Genomic DNA, 15,569 nt, shown 5'->3' on the forward strand with positions numbered 1-15,569 from the left:
ACTCAATGGGCTAACTTAACTTAAACGAGCACTTTTTGTAATGCAGAGGCGAAGATTTTCATCTCTTCCATAGTGCCCATGCTTACACGGCACCAATTCTTGTCCATGATATCAAACGCGCGCACACCTACACCCTCAGCAGTCATTTTCTCAAGAAATTTCTTTCCTTCCATTTCTATGGGAAACAAAATAAAACTAGTGGAAGAAGGTACATATGAATACCCCATTTTCTCTAGGGTCGCATACACAAACTCTCTACATTCGGCATTTAATTTTCTTGATTTGTTCTGAAATTCAACATCGTCCATACTAGCACTAGCAGCATATACGGAAGGGTAGGTAATACCCATACCGCCCCTTGTAATATCTTGAATCTTATCTAAAGTCGATTCTAGTGCTGCGATATAACCTACTCGTAAACCAGCCATGCCATGAATTTTTGAGAAGGTTCGGGCAATGATTACATCTTTACCCTCAGCGACTAGAGAAACCATACTCTTCTCGTCGCCATCTTCTAGAAAGCCCATATAGGCCTCATCTACGAATACGGGTACTTTTTCAGAAACACGAGAGCAGAAATCTACCAACTCTGCGTGATCGGTCATGCTACCGGTAGGGTTATTGGGGTTACAGATGTAGACCAATTTAGTGTCGTCATCAATAGCGGCCTCCATGGCTTTTAGATCGTGAGACCAGTCTTCTTTTAATGGTACGGGTTTCCAAGATGCGCCTGTTGCCTGAGCTACTTTAATCAATGACATATAAGAAGGGTCTGCAGAAACTACGTTGCCCCCTTCTGCAAACATGACCATGGCTGTTTTTTCCAATAAGTCGGAAGAGCCGGGCCCCATCATAATATTTTCTATTTTCACACCCTCTTTGATGGCAATTTTGTCCATCAAATCAAATAATTCTCTCCAAGCATATCGATTGCCAAGGTTGGTGGAGCCCTGAAAGGCTTTCACGGCCATGGGAGATGGACCATAAGGATTTTCGTTCGCGTTCAATTTCGCTAATAGCTTGCCGGTTTCGGGAAATGATTCTGCGTTGAATTCTTTGAAGAACGGACTGTAAATGGTTCTGCCCTGTGAATCGAATTTCAATTTGGCCATAGGAGTTTCCCCGAATGAAAGCTGAGGCATTACCATTGCCCCAGCAGCAGTTAAAGCGCCTCGCTTCAACCATGCTCTTCTGTTTAATTTTTCCATAGTGCTATATATTTAAGTTAAAAAAAGTTCTAATTTTTAGTTTGTTTCGACCGGTTCTGCATTAGCGCCTATATCACCAGAAGCCACGATGGTATCATCTGCAGAACTCAGATATATATTAATATGGGCATCTAGGTCGGCCAAAGAATCATAATATGATTCATCGGTAACCACAAAGAATTTACTAGATGAAAATTCGCCGGTAGACCCATCAATGTCGTCTAATTCTGTCATTGTGGTCGTTTCATCACCGACGGCACCGCTAAGAATAATCGCGGGGTGCATAATTTCATCAATGGTATTGTATAATGATACCTGAACCAAAGTTTGGTCTAAAGTGGTCTTGTAAAAGACCACCCTGCCATAAACATTGGAGCCCATAGGGTCGGTAGATTCGATAGTGTACGCCATGTATGTATTGAGCGTGCCACCGCCTTCTGCAGTTGTTAATACAGGTTCTAATCTTTCTTGTTCACAAGAGGTTAAGCCTATTGTTAGCGTAAGAATTAAGATAATTGCTCTATATGTTTTCATAATCTTCTTTTTAATATTACTGTTACCTTCAATTACAAGTTAATGGTTAGTCTTCCAAAATAATAGGCGCCTGCAGAACCTTGTTGGTATTGAGAGTAAAGATTAAATCCACGTAGTTCGTATCTTAATATTTCTGGATACTCGTTAAAAATATTGTTGCCACCAATTGTTAAGCTTAAGGCATCAGTAAACTCGTAAGTTAGACCTATATCGGTAGTGAACTCGGGCGTAAAGTACTGATCGGCGTAGCCTTGTATGCCTTCAGGTACTAAAGTTCTTAGGTTGTTGTCTCTAGTTTGTACAGACCCGTATCTGGTACCTCTGAGCATAGCTGAGAACTTACCGATAGAATAGTTGACCGTACCGATAATTTTGCTGCTAGGCGTACCGGTTTCGAACTGACCGATCAATGAACGACTGACATAGTTATCGGTTAATTCTTCATCGGTAAGGTTAGTGTTGAGATCAGGAAGATTAACATCTTCGAATTTGTTTTCTCTGAAAGTACCTGCCAAAACAAAACCTAATTTACTATCACCTAATCTAGTATTGTAATTAACTACCGCCTCTATACCTTTTGTACTTATATCACCACCGTTGATCCTAAAACTTGCCAAACCGCTACCGATTATTGGGTCTAACACAGGTGCGTCGGTAGAATCGAATTCTCCGGTTTCAAAAATTCTGTCGAAAATGTCAATTTTGTAAGCGTCCACAGTTAAGTCAAACTTGCCAATTTTAGTAGTGAAACCTAAGCTGTAGTTTCTAGATCTTTCTTCTTGTAAGGCTCCGATGCCCAAAGCACTGGCTGCAGAACTATTGTTTGGGTATAAGGTACCGTCAAAGGGCACTAAATCGATAAAAAATGTATAACTGTGCGAGTAATTCAATTCTTGTAAAGAGGGTGCTCTGAATCCGCTACTGAAAGAGCCTCGAAGTGAAAAGTTATCTCCGATTGCATAGCGACCTGCCAATTTACCGGTCAGTACGTTACCAAAATCTGAGTAGTTTTCTACCCTTAACGCACCTGACATTAAAAAATCTTCGGTCAGGTCAAGCTCCATATCCACATAGGCTGCCATTACTGACCTCCAGCTATTGCCTTCGTTTTCGGGTGCGAATCCTCGGAAACACTGGCAGTTCAAGGCGTAATTTTTAACCAATAATTGACTAACTCCGGCATATTCCAATGTTGTCGGATTTCCAAGTTCGTCTACGTACGGATTTCCATTCAAATCTTCTAGAGGAAAGCCATCCGGTCCGATCAACGATTGGTTGTCTTCTGTCGCGGTGATGACCCCTGCATCTCCAGCTGTCCAGCTTTCTTCCTGTCCGGCTTCGATAATATAGTTTTCGAATCTTAGTTCACCACCAAAGGCTATGTTTAGTCCCGAAAGAACGTCTTCATAAAAATGAGAAGCATCCATATTGATGGTGTTTTGTAAAAAACTATGAGTACCGAGGTTCATATCAGTCGGCGAACCTGTACCGATACTGGCATTCCAAGTATTGAACATTCCATATTGTGCAGAGTTGGTGCCGAAGGTATTGCTCAGGTCGAAATCATAGTCTCCGATCATACCTGTGATGCCGGCTGCCAATGAAATGTTATACTGGTCATTATAGATTTGTGGGCGAAAACCATTGGGGAATAAATCATAACTGGCCCTGTCTGATTGAGCAGCTCTTCTGAAAAAGCAGCTATAAGCATCGGAATACTGATAACCAATATCGCCAAAAGCATAGAAATCGGAAGTTTCGGTTAACGGGCTCTCCAAGTTAAAAGCTAAGCTCATATTTGTTTTTGCCGGAAGGCCCGAATAGGTAGAAACATCAATTTGTTCAATATCTCTTGCGGCCATTAAACCCTCTACAGTTTGAAGAGAGCTAATTAGGTTGGCATCGCCACTTGCTTGCGCGGCAATTAATTCTGGGTTGGTTATTATCGGATTTCCGTTTACGGTAGTTCGGCCATTTGTTAGGTATAAATTATCATAAAGAGGGGCTCTGTCAAGTGATAAAACGGTAGGTCGTATGGTCCTTTCCGACTGGGCCAACATTATAGAGGCATTAAAGTATCCTCCGTTTTCAAACCCAATACCGTAATTACCGTCAAATTGAAAATTCTGCCCGTCCCAGCCATCGATAGACCTATTGAGTTCTCTTTCTTCAGGGGTAAGTGCAGATTCATCATAGCCAATTTTGTTGGTGTAAGCTCCGGCAGTCAAAGTTCCTTTGAATTCACCGGTACCCTTTTTCATTACCATATTTATTACACCGGCAATGGCATCGGAACCATATTGTGCTGACGCCCCATCTCTAAGTATTTCTATACGGTCTACACCAATCGAGGGAATAAACCTCATGTCTACACCAGGGCCTGGGGTACCGGTTTGGTTGCCGGCCAAAATTGCAGAGGTGTGCCTTCGTTTACCGTTGACGAGCACAAGCATTTGGCTAGCGGCGAGCCCCCTTAGACTAGGTTGGCTCACAAAAGAAGAAAGGTCGCCACCTCCACTCGTAAAAGCAGTGAAGGATGGCGCTGCTGCCGTTAGCATCTGTGAAATGTCTTGCTGTGGCATGTTAATGGCTTCTTGAGAAATGTTGATTACATCTACAGGTACGGGGGTGTCTAATTTCGATCGTCCCTGTCTACGTGAGCCGATGACAATGGTTTCTAACAATTGTTCGGCTGCAGGAACAAGAATAATATCGATTTGTTTTTTGCCATCAACGTTTATTTCCTTTGACGCAAAACCCAATGATGAGAAAATCAAAATTGCGTCAGCTGGTGCGTCAATCGTAAATTCACCATCAAAGTTTGTAGTGGTACCTTTAGTAGTGCCTTTGATGATGACATCGCTGCCGGGTAAAACTACTCCTTGGTCATCGACAACCGTCCCGGTTATCATTATCTCCTGTGCATACCCTGCGGAGATAGTTAGAAATAAGAATGACAGTAATAGAGCTTTCTTCATATAATACAAGGTTTTGGTTGATACTAAACATTGTTATTTGCCCAACCACACCTCATTCATAGATTGAATGTCATGGGGGTCAAATTAAGTGAAAGAAAAGTTCCGGATACTTTACTTTGTTGGTCTCGTGTTACCGATATAACAACAAGACAATATTAGGGGTAGTTTTTTATATAAAAAAATGTGAAAACGCTCAGAAACCCTATGTTTATTGGGTTTATTTGATGATAATCTACCGTATAATTTTTTTAACAGGTTTTTTTTAATAAATCGACAGTATTAAATTATACTTGAGTTAATTAATTGTTAATTCGATAGGAAAAAAGAAAAAATCATTTTTATGACATCAAAAATTTGACTAAATAAAAAAAATGCATTTTTCATTAAATACAGTTGTTTATTAGCATATTATTACACTTTTTTTCAAAAGCTTGAATTAAATTTACTGAAATCGCGTATTTAACAATTTTAATTGAAGAAAAAGCAGACTTAAAATGATAATCTGTTGATTCTGACAAAAAGAAAATTGACGATTGACCTGTAAAAATGTATTTATGAAAGACAAGCTTGACGCCGTAGACCATAAAATTTTATCGATCCTTTCAGAGGATGCCCAAATGAATTATACCGAGGTCGCTAAACGTGCCGGAATTTCTCCCGGAACCGTACATATGCGTACCAGAAAAATGAAAAACTTAGGAGTAATCAAAGGAGCTACCTTGTCTATCGACTATAGTAAACTTGGATGGAAAATGACGGTTTTTTTAGGTATGTTCTTAAGGGAGGCATCTCTTTATAAAAATGTAATCGACGCTTTGAGCAATGTTCCTGAAGTGGTCAAAATTCATCATAGTACCGGTAAGTATGATATATTCGTAAAAATACATGCGAAAGATAGTTTGCATTATCGACAGCTTTATCAAGAATCAATTTTGGTAATTGAAGGTATAAGAGACATTGAGTCGTTTATATCGTTAGAGGAAAATATGAATCGACATATCAGTTTCGGGGAATAATATTCTGACTAAGAATGTTTTCTAGAACTCTAGTTTTTAAATTTTCGACAGTGTGAAATAAATGTTAAAAAGATAGGTGCGATGTAACAGAATTCTGTGCACTTCGTCTTTTAAGTAATTCATCAAATCATCAATTATTTAAAAACAAAGTCATGAGAAAAATTAGTTTAGTATTAGCTGTTGCAATGTTATTGTCGACCGCAAGTGTATTTGCGAACGATCTAAAGCCAAAAAACAAGGTCAAAAGTCTTTCAAGTCAGATTTCGGAGATGTTGAGTGAGAACTCATTTACTTCCAATGAAACAGATTTAAGGGCACAGGTTCGGTTCACTTTAAATAATGAGCAAGAAATTGTAGTTCTTTCCATCGACGCTGACGATGAAATCTTAGAAGATTTTGTCAAGGCGAAATTGAATTATAAGAAAGTTGATTTAAAAGAGTATCAAGAAGGTAAGCTGTATACGGTAGGTGTGCTTATCAAGGGATAGAATAAATTGATAATCTGTGAAAAATCCTGACTGGTAATATCTCGTCAGGATTTTTTGTTTCCTTTTCTCTGGTTGGGTTTATTTTTATATTTGACATTCGGCATCGCTTTGTCAATGCTTTTCAGTTGCTTATCTTTAAAACTTTCCCTACTTTTTTCTATAGGTTTGGGCTTAGGCTTTGCGAGTACTTCGCTAGGTGTCTTGGGGTTTTCCTTTGTTCCTCTTAGGTGTAGTACTAGTCCGTTAAGAAAATTACGTAATATCTGATCTCCACATTCTCTAAAATTGGGGTGGTCTTCTTTTCTGAAAAACGCCCCCAGTTCACTTTTACTGATATTGAAATCAACAAGTTTTAAAATATCTACGATTTCGTCATCCCTTAACATTAGGGCGACGCGTAGCTTTTTAAAGACATCGTTATTGGTCATAACTAATTTTTTGGCAAGGTATTACAAATTATACGTACTTCAATACGAATATAGATTTAACACCGGTATATCATCCGTTTTTGTAAATTAGTAAATAATAAGAATTAGACTACATTTTAATCTTTTCTCATGCCTACACAAAAAGAAAAATTAAGTATACTTTCTGAAATGATCGAATTTGCCAAGGTCGATGGCAAGATTAAAGAAATTGAATTCAATTTTTTACTTGGTGTAGCCGATCAGTTGGGTGTCGATAGAGAGACTTTTAATTCTCTTTTTGTTTCAGATACTGAGCATGTCGTTCCTAAATCGCAGGCCGATCGTATTCTGCAGTTCCATAGATTGGTGCTGTTGATGAATGTAGATACGGTTCAAGAAGATGTTGAGGTGACGCGGTTACATAATATAGGATTAGGAATGGGTTTACCTCCCAGTGCTATACAGCAAGTACTTACGGTAATGAAACAGTATACTGATGGTGTTGTTCCACCTAAGGTACTCATCGATATTTTCAAGATTCACTATAATTAAGTTTACAAAAGCCTGTTTTCGACAGGGATTTTCTCAAATTACCGCTATAAATCTGAATAAAACGCCAATGTGACAGTGTTCTGTGAGAAGTAAGCGCCATATTGACACTATTTTTCGGTTGGTATATGATTTGCCTTTCTATGGTGAATTTGATTTTTAACCTTAAAATATAAATATTATGAGTATAGTTAAAAGAAACAATCTGGCGTTTCCATCATTGATGAATGAAATTTTTAAACCTGATTGGTTTGGTGGTATGGAAAATTTGAACTCCACAGTTCCTGCAGTAAATATCAAGGATAATGAAAAGGAATTTGAGTTAGAATTGGCCGTGCCAGGAAGAAAAAAAGAGGATTTTAATATTGAAGTGGATAATGATGTGCTTACAATCTCATCTGAAAAGAAGTATGATGATGAGGTGAAAGAAGAAAATTATACCCGTCGAGAGTTTGGTTTCTCTTCATTTAAGCGGTCGTTCACTTTGCCCGAAACAATTGATACCGATAAAATTAAAGCTGATTATTCAGAAGGGTTGTTGAAATTCGTACTTCCTAAAAAAGAAGAAGCTTTGCCAAGACCAAAAAGGTTGATTGAATTGAAGTAAGAAAGAGAACTTTTTACCTCGTTTAATTTGTTGAGGTAAGAGATTTTTAAGTTGAGTTGGTTAGTTGGAAAATGCCCTGATTTGAGTTTCAGATTTAGGGCATTTTTTTATGATTATTCTTGGTGTTTTTATATCAAAAAATCATGAAATCTTTACGATTAAAAAGATGGTTTTTCAATCTGATATTTCATCGATAATTTGAGAGGATTTTAAAGTTTTAAAACTTGTGGAAAATGGAATTTTGATAAGCTTTAATTTCTTTGATTAGTAGATGATGGAGTTTGTAGGTTGGAGTAAATTAATTGTAGAAATTACTGTATGTGGCTTGACAAGTTTAAATTTTAATGAAAGATTTTAGATTACATATTTGCTTTTTATGCGGACTAATGAAGTACTGTATCAAAACAGATTTTAATTAGGTTTTTAAGTAAAATTCAATTTTTAGATTAGACTAAAAATTGTTATTAATTTATTGCAAACCAGTATTTACTATGCGATTATCTAATATTTTAGTTTATATAAATGGTAAATTCTATAACAATTACTTTTTTCGTACAATTTACCCTTTTTCTTGTAATAATTTAATTTCATCTCTCAATTTTGCCGCTTGCATAAAGTCTAATTCCTTGGCTGCTTTTTCCATGGCTTTCCTTTTTTGACGAATCATTTTCTCAAGTTGTTCCTTGGTCAAATAATCGAGGTCGGGTTCGGCGGCACGCATTTCTTCTTTCTCAAAATGGTAGGTCGAAACCGAGTTTTTGGCAAGCACGCTATCCAGACTTTTATTAAGTGCTTTTGGGGTAATATTATGCTCTTGATTATAGGCCATTTGTTTCTCTCTTCGATAGGTGGTTTGGTCTATGGTTTTTTGCATACTATCGGTCACCTTATCGGCATACATAATTGCCATACCGTTGAGGTGTCTTGCCGCTCTTCCTACGGTCTGTGTCAATGATCTGTTGTTGCGAAGAAAACCTTCCTTGTCGGCGTCTAAGATTGCTACTAAAGATACCTCTGGTAAATCCAATCCCTCACGTAATAAATTAACACCGATGAGTACATCAAATATTCCTTTTCTCAGATCTTGCATGATTTCTACCCTTTCTAGCGTATCGACGTCGCTATGAATATATCGGCAACGAACATTGATTCGTGTAAGATATTTTGCCAATTCTTCCGCCATTCGTTTGGTCAGTGTTGTTACCAAGGTGCGCTCGTCTTTTTCTACTCGAAGTTGAATCTCTTCTACCAAATCATCTATTTGGTTAAGACTTGGTCGCACTTCTATAATGGGGTCCAAAAGTCCCGTTGGTCGTATAACCTGTTCTACATAGACCCCTTGACTCAATTGTAATTCGTAATCAGCGGGTGTTGCACTCACATATATAACTTGGTTTTGAAGTGCTTCAAACTCTTCAAATTTAAGAGGACGGTTATCCATCGCAGCGGGCAGCCTAAAACCATAGTCCACCAAATTCACTTTTCGAGATCGGTCACCACCATACATAGCGTGAACCTGTGGTATGGTCACATGGCTCTCATCGACCACCATCAAGTAATCATCAGGAAAGTAATCAAGCAAGCAGAAAGGTCGGGTACCGGGCTGACGACCGTCTAGATAACGCGAATAGTTTTCAATACCGGAGCAGTAACCCAGTTCACGAATCATTTCCAAATCAAAATTGGTACGTTCTTCAAGTCTTTTTGCTTCCAATGGTTTTCCGGTTTCTTTAAAGTAGTCGACTTGTGCTACCAAATCATCTTGAATTTGGTGAATAGCATTTTGAAGCACATCTTGTGAGGTAACGAACATGTTCGCAGGGTAGATGTTCAAATTTTCATAAACTTCAAGAACATTGTTATTAAAGGGATCAAAGGCTTCAATTTCCTCTATCTCATCCCCAAAGAAATGAATTCTGAAGGCATGGTCGGCATAACTGGGGAAAACATCAACTACATCGCCCTTCACCCTAAAATTACCATTTCTAAAATCTGCAGTAGTACGCGAATAAAGGCTTTGTACCAATTGGTGCATAAACTTGGTGCGTGCGATTACTTGGTCTTTTTGTATGGATATCACATTTTTCTGAAATTCCACCGGATTACCGATACCATACAGACAAGAAACGGAGGCCACTACGAGCACATCTCGTCGGCCTGAAAGCAGGGAGGAAGTGGCACTTAGTCTAAGCTTTTCAATATCTTCATTGATAGAAAGATCTTTCTCGATGTATAGCCCTGATGTAGGTATAAATGCTTCCGGTTGATAATAATCATAGTAGGAAACAAAATATTCTACTGCGTTCTCAGGAAAGAATTGTTTGAATTCAGAATAGAGTTGGGCCGCCAACGTTTTATTATGGGCCAACACCAGGGTGGGCCTTTGTACCCCAGCTACGACATTGGCAACGGTAAATGTTTTACCTGAACCGGTAACACCCAACAGGGTCTGGTAACGTTCATTAGACTCTATTCCTTCAGATAATTGCTTGATTGCTGATGGCTGATCACCAGTGGGCCTAAACTCTGATACTACTTTGAATTTCATCCCCTAAAATTACGAAAGAACTATGGTTCGTGTAAGCTTGAATTCAATATTTAAAGGATGTTATCGTAACAGGGTAAAATGACCGTTGTAAACTTTCTTGGTGTCGGCTGCCTTAAATTGATACCAATAATCGGTTTCTGGTAATTTGTTTGAACTAAAGTCACCATTCCAACCATTTATAAGATCGGTCGTTTGAAATATAAGTTTACCGTACCGATCGAGAATGCTCAAAACGCCAGATTTACCACATGAATTCTTCAATACTCTAAAGACATCATTTTTGCCATCACCATTGGGCGTTATGAAATTGGGAAAAGTAACCGGACATAAGTCAACGGATGTTTTACATAATGCCGGATTTATGGTTACCTTAAAACTACTTTCATTAGAACAACTACCTTGGCCAGAGTAGATGTAAAGTGTTTGTGAGACATAAATAGATGTACCTGCCTCTAATTTTAGTCCTGTAGCATTTGGTCCGGTATAATAGGTGCCCGTGCTCAGTTGAGGAAGTACGTATTTGACACAACTTACCGCCTGTGGCAAGGTCTCGGCCTCAGGTAAATTACATTCTGAGCTAATTGAAAGCTGAAAACTCATCTCTCCTGAGCACATGAGTTCTCCTTCCCCCGATGAATCATAAATGTATAAGGTAACGGGAAACTCATCAAAATCAGCATAATTAAGCATAGCCCCTGCTTTATATGCTTCTCCGGTACCATTGGGGCCAGTGTAATATTTTTCGTTTCCGGTTAAATTAGTTCCTGTAATTGGTGGAAGCTCATAACTGTCAATAGCTGTTTGCATCTCTAAGTTGTCTATCTCAATAGATTTTGAACCCGAGTCTGAAATAACCCAACCATAGGTGTCTATCATGTTCTGTCTAGCAATTTCCCCTGCACAGTATTGGCTATATCCAGCATCAAATTTTACATTTTGTTGCAATTGTTTTTGATTCCAACCAATAAGTAATGCATCGTAATTTTCTCTTGAAAGCCCTGCTCTATTAAACATTAAGGTCGCATTTGTTAGTTTAAGAGGTCTCCAACTACCTAAATTTTGGTCAAAGGAAATTGCGGAATCAAACATACTGTCCATACTCACTACTTTTTCTACGTTCCAATTGCCGATTTCTTGATTAAAAGATTCCGCTCCAAAAAACATAAGCCACATTTCTTCAACATTGGAAACATCCCAATTTTCAATAGGTTGATTGAATGAAGTTGCCCAACCAAACGTACCTGTCATATCTTTAACCTTACTTACATCCCATCGATCGATCGGTTGGTTAAACTGAGACGCCCCTGAAAACATATTCTCCATTTCTATAATGGTACCCATTTGCCAATTATTGAATGAACTGTTTGCAATTAGGGAAGTACAATTGGCAAACATTCCGTTGACAATTGTAACATTGGAAAAATCAGGAACATCAGTTGCGAACACATCCATATTCAAGCATCCCCAAAATGCTGAGTTCATAGTTTTCCATGTAATAGCTCCCCATTGATCAACGGAGAGGATTTTCTCCTTGTCACCATTATTGTCAAAAGCTATATGCGGAAAATCTCCCGTTATTTTTACGGTATAAACCCCTGGTTGGTCATAGGTATGTGTTATGGGTCCTTTAACATCAATATCAAAAGTTCCGTCTCCCCAATCTACCTTAAAATTATAGTTATAATTTATGTTAGCTGGTATTGTAATTTGATTATCAGCTGAAGTGCCAGGGTTATCTGTTTTCCATGTGGTGGTAAAGGCATTCTCGTCTGGACAATCCGAGGTTTTACCTGAATCCTTAATGGTCCAACCATACGTGTCTATTATTGTTTGACGCGCATCTTCTGACTTACAATATTGACTGGTTCCCGCATCAAATGTAACTCCATTTTGAAGTAACGGAAGTTTGCTCCAGCCGTTTAATGTATGGTCATAGTTTTCTGCGGTAAGTCCCGAGTTACGGAACATACCATCTAATTGGTGAACATTGCCAATGTTCCAATCTCCCAATGGACGATTGAAGGAAAGGGCATTATCGAACATATAATCCATATAAATTACTTGATCAACTTTCCATGCGCCAATAGGTTGGTTAAATGATTTTGTATAGGCAAACATATAATCCATATAGATAACGTTGCTCACATCCCATAACGAAATGTCTTGATTAAACGATTCGCTAAAGGCAAACATAAAGTACATTTGCTCAACACTGGAAACATCCCAATTAGCAAGATTCTGATTAAATTTTATAGCAGAACTGAACATGGATGCCATTATTTTCACATTACTAACATTCCAGTTGCCTATAGGCATATTGAATGATTCCGCACTATCGAACATTGAATGCATATTGGTGACATTTGAAACGTCCCAATTACTTATGTCCTGATTAAATAATGTAGCTTGTGAGAACATGTTGGACATGTTTTTTACATTAGAAACGTCCCATATTCCAATAGGTTGATTGAAGGAAGTCGCTGAAGAAAACATATAGCCCATTTCAATCGCATTGGACACATTCCATTGACTTATATCTTGATTGAAAGCCTTCGCACTATAAAAAAGACCGCTCATATTAGAAACTTGGGAAACATCCCATTTACTTATGTCTTGATTGAAGGACTGGGCAGAATTGAACATACCTGACATGTCATAGACATTTGAGATATCCCAATTACCTATGTTCCTATTAAAAGATGATGCACCAAAAAACATTGAGCTGGTATTATTAACGTTCTTTACGTCCCAGTTATTAAAAGCAGTTGTTCCAATTAATGAAGAACAACTTTGAAACATACGTTCCAAGGATTGTACTGAATTTAGGTTAGGGGTATCGGTACTTTTTACATCTAAATTACGACATCCGGAAAAGGCCGAGTCCATGGAATGCCATTCAATATCGCCCCACTGATTAATGGATAGAATTTTTTCTGCATCCTTTTGTGTAAAAATGTCATTTATCAATTCTTTAAAATAGATTCTAGGAAAATCACCTGTAATGGAAACTTGGTAGGTGCCCGGAAAGGGATAGGTATGAGTTGCATCCCCTGTTAGCCCCGTGGTAATTGAACCATCTCCCCAGTCCACAGTATAATTATAGGTCTCCCCAAGAAGAGTAGGGATAGTAATTTGATTATTACCGGAAACACCCGGGTTGTTTGTCTTCCAAGTAGAAATGAACGGTCTTTCTGGGGGTGTTTGCCCATAGCTTATTCCATTAGCTTTAAAAAATAGCAAGAGGAAAGTGCCGATGACCAAGAATAGGTTGGGAGAAAATTTCATATAGCTCTATCGTTTGAGAGCTAATTTAGAAGTAGGGATAAGTAGTATTATAAAAACTCTATAATCGGTCAATATTATCGTTTCAATGTAAAAAGCCCCTTGTTTTCTTATGTGTTAAATGAATGTTCTGGGTACTGGTAATCGAATTGTAATATTTTGGTGGCTTCTATAAATCTCGCTTTTTCAATATCGCATAGGAGAGATAAATAAATAGACCAATCCAAGTTAGAACCACTGCTATTTCGTACCAGTGCACCTGATAATCAAAATTAAACTTTTCTCCCATCTGGGCTGCTACTGATTGAACGGCATTTAGTCGTGAAAAAGGTTCTTCTATCAAATTGGACATTGATTGCAGAGGAAAAAGACTTTTAATCATCTTAGCGGTATCCCAAGAGACGAATTTCCAGCCTAAAAGCCCGAATAGCATTTGTTCTATAATCATCCAAAGAATTAAGAATCCGAGAGCAAAGGCGGACCGTTTTACTAGAATGCCCAAAAAAAGACAAAAAGAAAAGAAGCCAACTAATTTTATAAAGAAGGCCAAAAGAAACTCTAAGTCTGAAAATATAATGGAAATTTCGTTGAAATCAGAATAGGCAAGACCTAGAACCAATGAAACTATGAAAACAAATAGTGTTGATATTAAGGAAAATGAAACTACCGTTAAAAATTTGCTCAGAATGAATTCTTTTTTTGATAGTCCGTCAATCAAATTCTGCTTGATGGTCTTATTGCTATACTCGTTCGCCATCATCGAAACGATGACAATGGCCAAGAACAGTTTGAAAAGGGCAGTGACATAGGTGTTAAAATGCCAGATATAAGGAAAGTTGAAGATGCCTTGGTCGGCAAGATGAAAATTTATAGGGCCAATATCAAATTTAATCGCTGCTACCAAAGCAATCGAAGTAAGCAAAAGAAAATAAGATACAATTAGAATTTTACTTATTCTATTGTTCCATAACTTGATGAACTCTATTTGTAAAAGTCTAGTCATAAGTTTCTAGTTCACTTGATTTTTGGTTAGTGTCAAGAATTGTTCTTCAAGACTTTCCTTTCTTTTTACCAGATGGGATAATATGATATCTTCAGCAATGAGTGCTTGATTTAGTTCAGAGGCATCCATATCTTCTTTCAATATGGCGGTTATCAAATCATTCTCCACTTTTATCGAACCAAAACTGGCGTGTTTCTCTAAATAGACTCTTAGACCGAGCGTATTTTCCGATTTCAATTCGAAAAAGCCATGGCTAGCCAACATGCCGTCTACACGGCCTGAATATAATTTCTCACCTTTTCTTAGAATCACTACATGGCTACAGACTTTTTCCACCTCGTCAAGCAGGTGAGATGCCAACAAAATTGTAGTTCCGTCTGCAGCTATTTTCTTTATAATTTGTCGTATTTGATGAATACCCTGTGGGTCTAACCCGTTAGTGGGTTCGTCAAGAATCAATATTTCAGGGTCGTTGAGTAGGGCAGAGGCGATTGCTAGACGCTGTTTCATGCCCAAGGAATAGGTCTGAAATTTACTATTCTTACGGTCTAGTAAACCTACGAGCTCTAATTTTTCCTCAATCTTATCTTCTTCAACTTCTTTGATCTTACAAACCAGTTTAAGATTTTGAACAGCGGTCATATAAGGGTAAAAGTTGGGTCTCTCAATGATAGCACCTACCTTTTTCAAGGCATTATGGGTAGATGTATGGCCATCGAACCAAAAAAAATCTCCCATTGTACGGTTGACCACATTGAGAACTATGCCTAAAGTCGTTGACTTTCCGCTTCCGTTAGGACCGAGAATTCCGTAAACATTTCCTTTTTCAATGGTAAACGATAAATTTTTTACCGCGGTCAAGTAACCGAATTTCTTGGTCAGGTTATTAACTGTAAGAATCGTACTCAAGTCAATTGTTTTTGAAGGGTTACAGACTACTTGACGAGCA

At 38.1% G+C, this 15,569-nt stretch carries 12 protein-coding genes; 4 read left to right on the forward strand and 8 right to left on the reverse strand.

Features of this window, described 5'->3' with window-relative positions:
• Positions 1-20: 20 nt before the first annotated feature.
• From IV512_RS14360 to IV512_RS14370, 3 genes are read right to left on the reverse strand one after another with little or no spacing between them, the layout of a single operon-like run.
• Positions 21-1,208, reverse strand: coding sequence for a histidinol-phosphate transaminase (locus IV512_RS14360; RefSeq protein WP_209404541.1), 1,188 nt, complete (start codon positions 1,206-1,208; stop codon positions 21-23).
• Between the two features lie 36 nt (positions 1,209-1,244).
• Positions 1,245-1,742 (reverse strand): hypothetical protein, encoded by a 498-nt coding sequence (locus IV512_RS14365; protein ID WP_209404543.1) that lies wholly within the window; start codon positions 1,740-1,742, stop codon positions 1,245-1,247.
• 32 nt (positions 1,743-1,774) lie between these two features.
• Entirely contained in the window at positions 1,775-4,720 is a 2,946-nt protein-coding gene (locus IV512_RS14370) for a TonB-dependent receptor domain-containing protein (RefSeq protein WP_209404544.1), read from the reverse strand.
• Between the two features lie 554 nt (positions 4,721-5,274).
• Here IV512_RS14370 and IV512_RS14375 point away from each other — a divergent pair.
• Both IV512_RS14375 and IV512_RS14380 read left to right on the forward strand, forming a co-directional pair.
• On the forward strand, positions 5,275-5,736 hold the full coding sequence (locus tag IV512_RS14375; protein WP_209404547.1) for an Lrp/AsnC family transcriptional regulator: 462 nt from the start codon (positions 5,275-5,277) through the stop codon (positions 5,734-5,736).
• A 152-nt stretch (positions 5,737-5,888) separates the two neighbouring features.
• Positions 5,889-6,224: a hypothetical protein gene (locus IV512_RS14380; protein ID WP_209404549.1), complete on the forward strand. Its 336-nt coding sequence runs from the start codon at positions 5,889-5,891 to the stop codon at positions 6,222-6,224.
• Positions 6,225-6,268: 44 nt separating this feature from the next.
• Here IV512_RS14380 and IV512_RS14385 read toward each other — a convergent pair whose 3' ends face one another.
• Positions 6,269-6,652: a DUF1456 family protein gene (locus tag IV512_RS14385; RefSeq protein ID WP_209404551.1), complete on the reverse strand. Its 384-nt coding sequence runs from the start codon at positions 6,650-6,652 to the stop codon at positions 6,269-6,271.
• 129 nt (positions 6,653-6,781) lie between these two features.
• Between IV512_RS14385 and IV512_RS14390 the strand changes: the two genes are divergently transcribed.
• Together IV512_RS14390 and IV512_RS14395 are read left to right on the forward strand one after the other, a co-directional pair.
• Positions 6,782-7,183, forward strand: coding sequence for a TerB family tellurite resistance protein (locus IV512_RS14390; protein ID WP_209404553.1), 402 nt, complete (start codon positions 6,782-6,784; stop codon positions 7,181-7,183).
• Between the two features lie 178 nt (positions 7,184-7,361).
• The gene (locus IV512_RS14395) at positions 7,362-7,787 is read left to right on the forward strand and encodes an Hsp20/alpha crystallin family protein (protein ID WP_100869230.1); all 426 of its coding nucleotides are present in this window, start codon (positions 7,362-7,364) and stop codon (positions 7,785-7,787) included.
• 559 nt (positions 7,788-8,346) lie between these two features.
• Here the strand turns inward: IV512_RS14395 and uvrB are convergent.
• The 4 genes from uvrB to IV512_RS14415 all read right to left on the reverse strand — a co-directional run bounded on the left by uvrB (position 8,347) and on the right by IV512_RS14415 (position 15,529).
• Complete coding sequence (gene uvrB, locus IV512_RS14400; RefSeq protein ID WP_209404555.1) at positions 8,347-10,335, reverse strand: excinuclease ABC subunit UvrB; 1,989 nt, start codon at positions 10,333-10,335, stop codon at positions 8,347-8,349.
• Positions 10,336-10,395: 60 nt separating this feature from the next.
• Entirely contained in the window at positions 10,396-13,620 is a 3,225-nt protein-coding gene (locus IV512_RS14405; RefSeq protein WP_209404557.1) for a BspA family leucine-rich repeat surface protein, read from the reverse strand.
• A gap of 166 nt (positions 13,621-13,786) precedes the next feature.
• A complete protein-coding gene (locus IV512_RS14410) occupies positions 13,787-14,620 on the reverse strand; it encodes an ABC transporter permease (protein WP_209404559.1) in 834 nt (277 codons plus the stop codon).
• A 6-nt stretch (positions 14,621-14,626) separates the two neighbouring features.
• Entirely contained in the window at positions 14,627-15,529 is a 903-nt protein-coding gene (locus tag IV512_RS14415; protein WP_209404561.1) for an ABC transporter ATP-binding protein, read from the reverse strand.
• Between the last annotated feature and the right edge of the window lie 40 nt (positions 15,530-15,569).

The organism is Pseudozobellia sp. WGM2 (genome assembly GCF_017810075.1).
In the GTDB taxonomy this organism is placed as follows: domain Bacteria; phylum Bacteroidota; class Bacteroidia; order Flavobacteriales; family Flavobacteriaceae; genus JADNYK01.

What these genes read in the sequence shown, in the direction of transcription:
- IV512_RS14360 (WP_209404541.1), bottom strand. Translation starts at nt 1,208, where the DNA reads ATGGAAAAATTAAACAGAAGAGCATGGTTGAAGCGAGGCGCTTTAACT.
- IV512_RS14365 (WP_209404543.1), bottom strand. Translation starts at nt 1,742, where the DNA reads ATGAAAACATATAGAGCAATTATCTTAATTCTTACGCTAACAATAGGC.
- IV512_RS14370 (WP_209404544.1), bottom strand. Translation starts at nt 4,720, where the DNA reads ATGAAGAAAGCTCTATTACTGTCATTCTTATTTCTAACTATCTCCGCA.
- IV512_RS14375 (WP_209404547.1), top strand. Translation starts at nt 5,275, where the DNA reads ATGAAAGACAAGCTTGACGCCGTAGACCATAAAATTTTATCGATCCTT.
- IV512_RS14380 (WP_209404549.1), top strand. Translation starts at nt 5,889, where the DNA reads ATGAGAAAAATTAGTTTAGTATTAGCTGTTGCAATGTTATTGTCGACC.
- IV512_RS14385 (WP_209404551.1), bottom strand. Translation starts at nt 6,652, where the DNA reads ATGACCAATAACGATGTCTTTAAAAAGCTACGCGTCGCCCTAATGTTA.
- IV512_RS14390 (WP_209404553.1), top strand. Translation starts at nt 6,782, where the DNA reads ATGCCTACACAAAAAGAAAAATTAAGTATACTTTCTGAAATGATCGAA.
- IV512_RS14395 (WP_100869230.1), top strand. Translation starts at nt 7,362, where the DNA reads ATGAGTATAGTTAAAAGAAACAATCTGGCGTTTCCATCATTGATGAAT.
- uvrB (WP_209404555.1), bottom strand. Translation starts at nt 10,335, where the DNA reads ATGAAATTCAAAGTAGTATCAGAGTTTAGGCCCACTGGTGATCAGCCA.
- IV512_RS14405 (WP_209404557.1), bottom strand. Translation starts at nt 13,620, where the DNA reads ATGAAATTTTCTCCCAACCTATTCTTGGTCATCGGCACTTTCCTCTTG.
- IV512_RS14410 (WP_209404559.1), bottom strand. Translation starts at nt 14,620, where the DNA reads ATGACTAGACTTTTACAAATAGAGTTCATCAAGTTATGGAACAATAGA.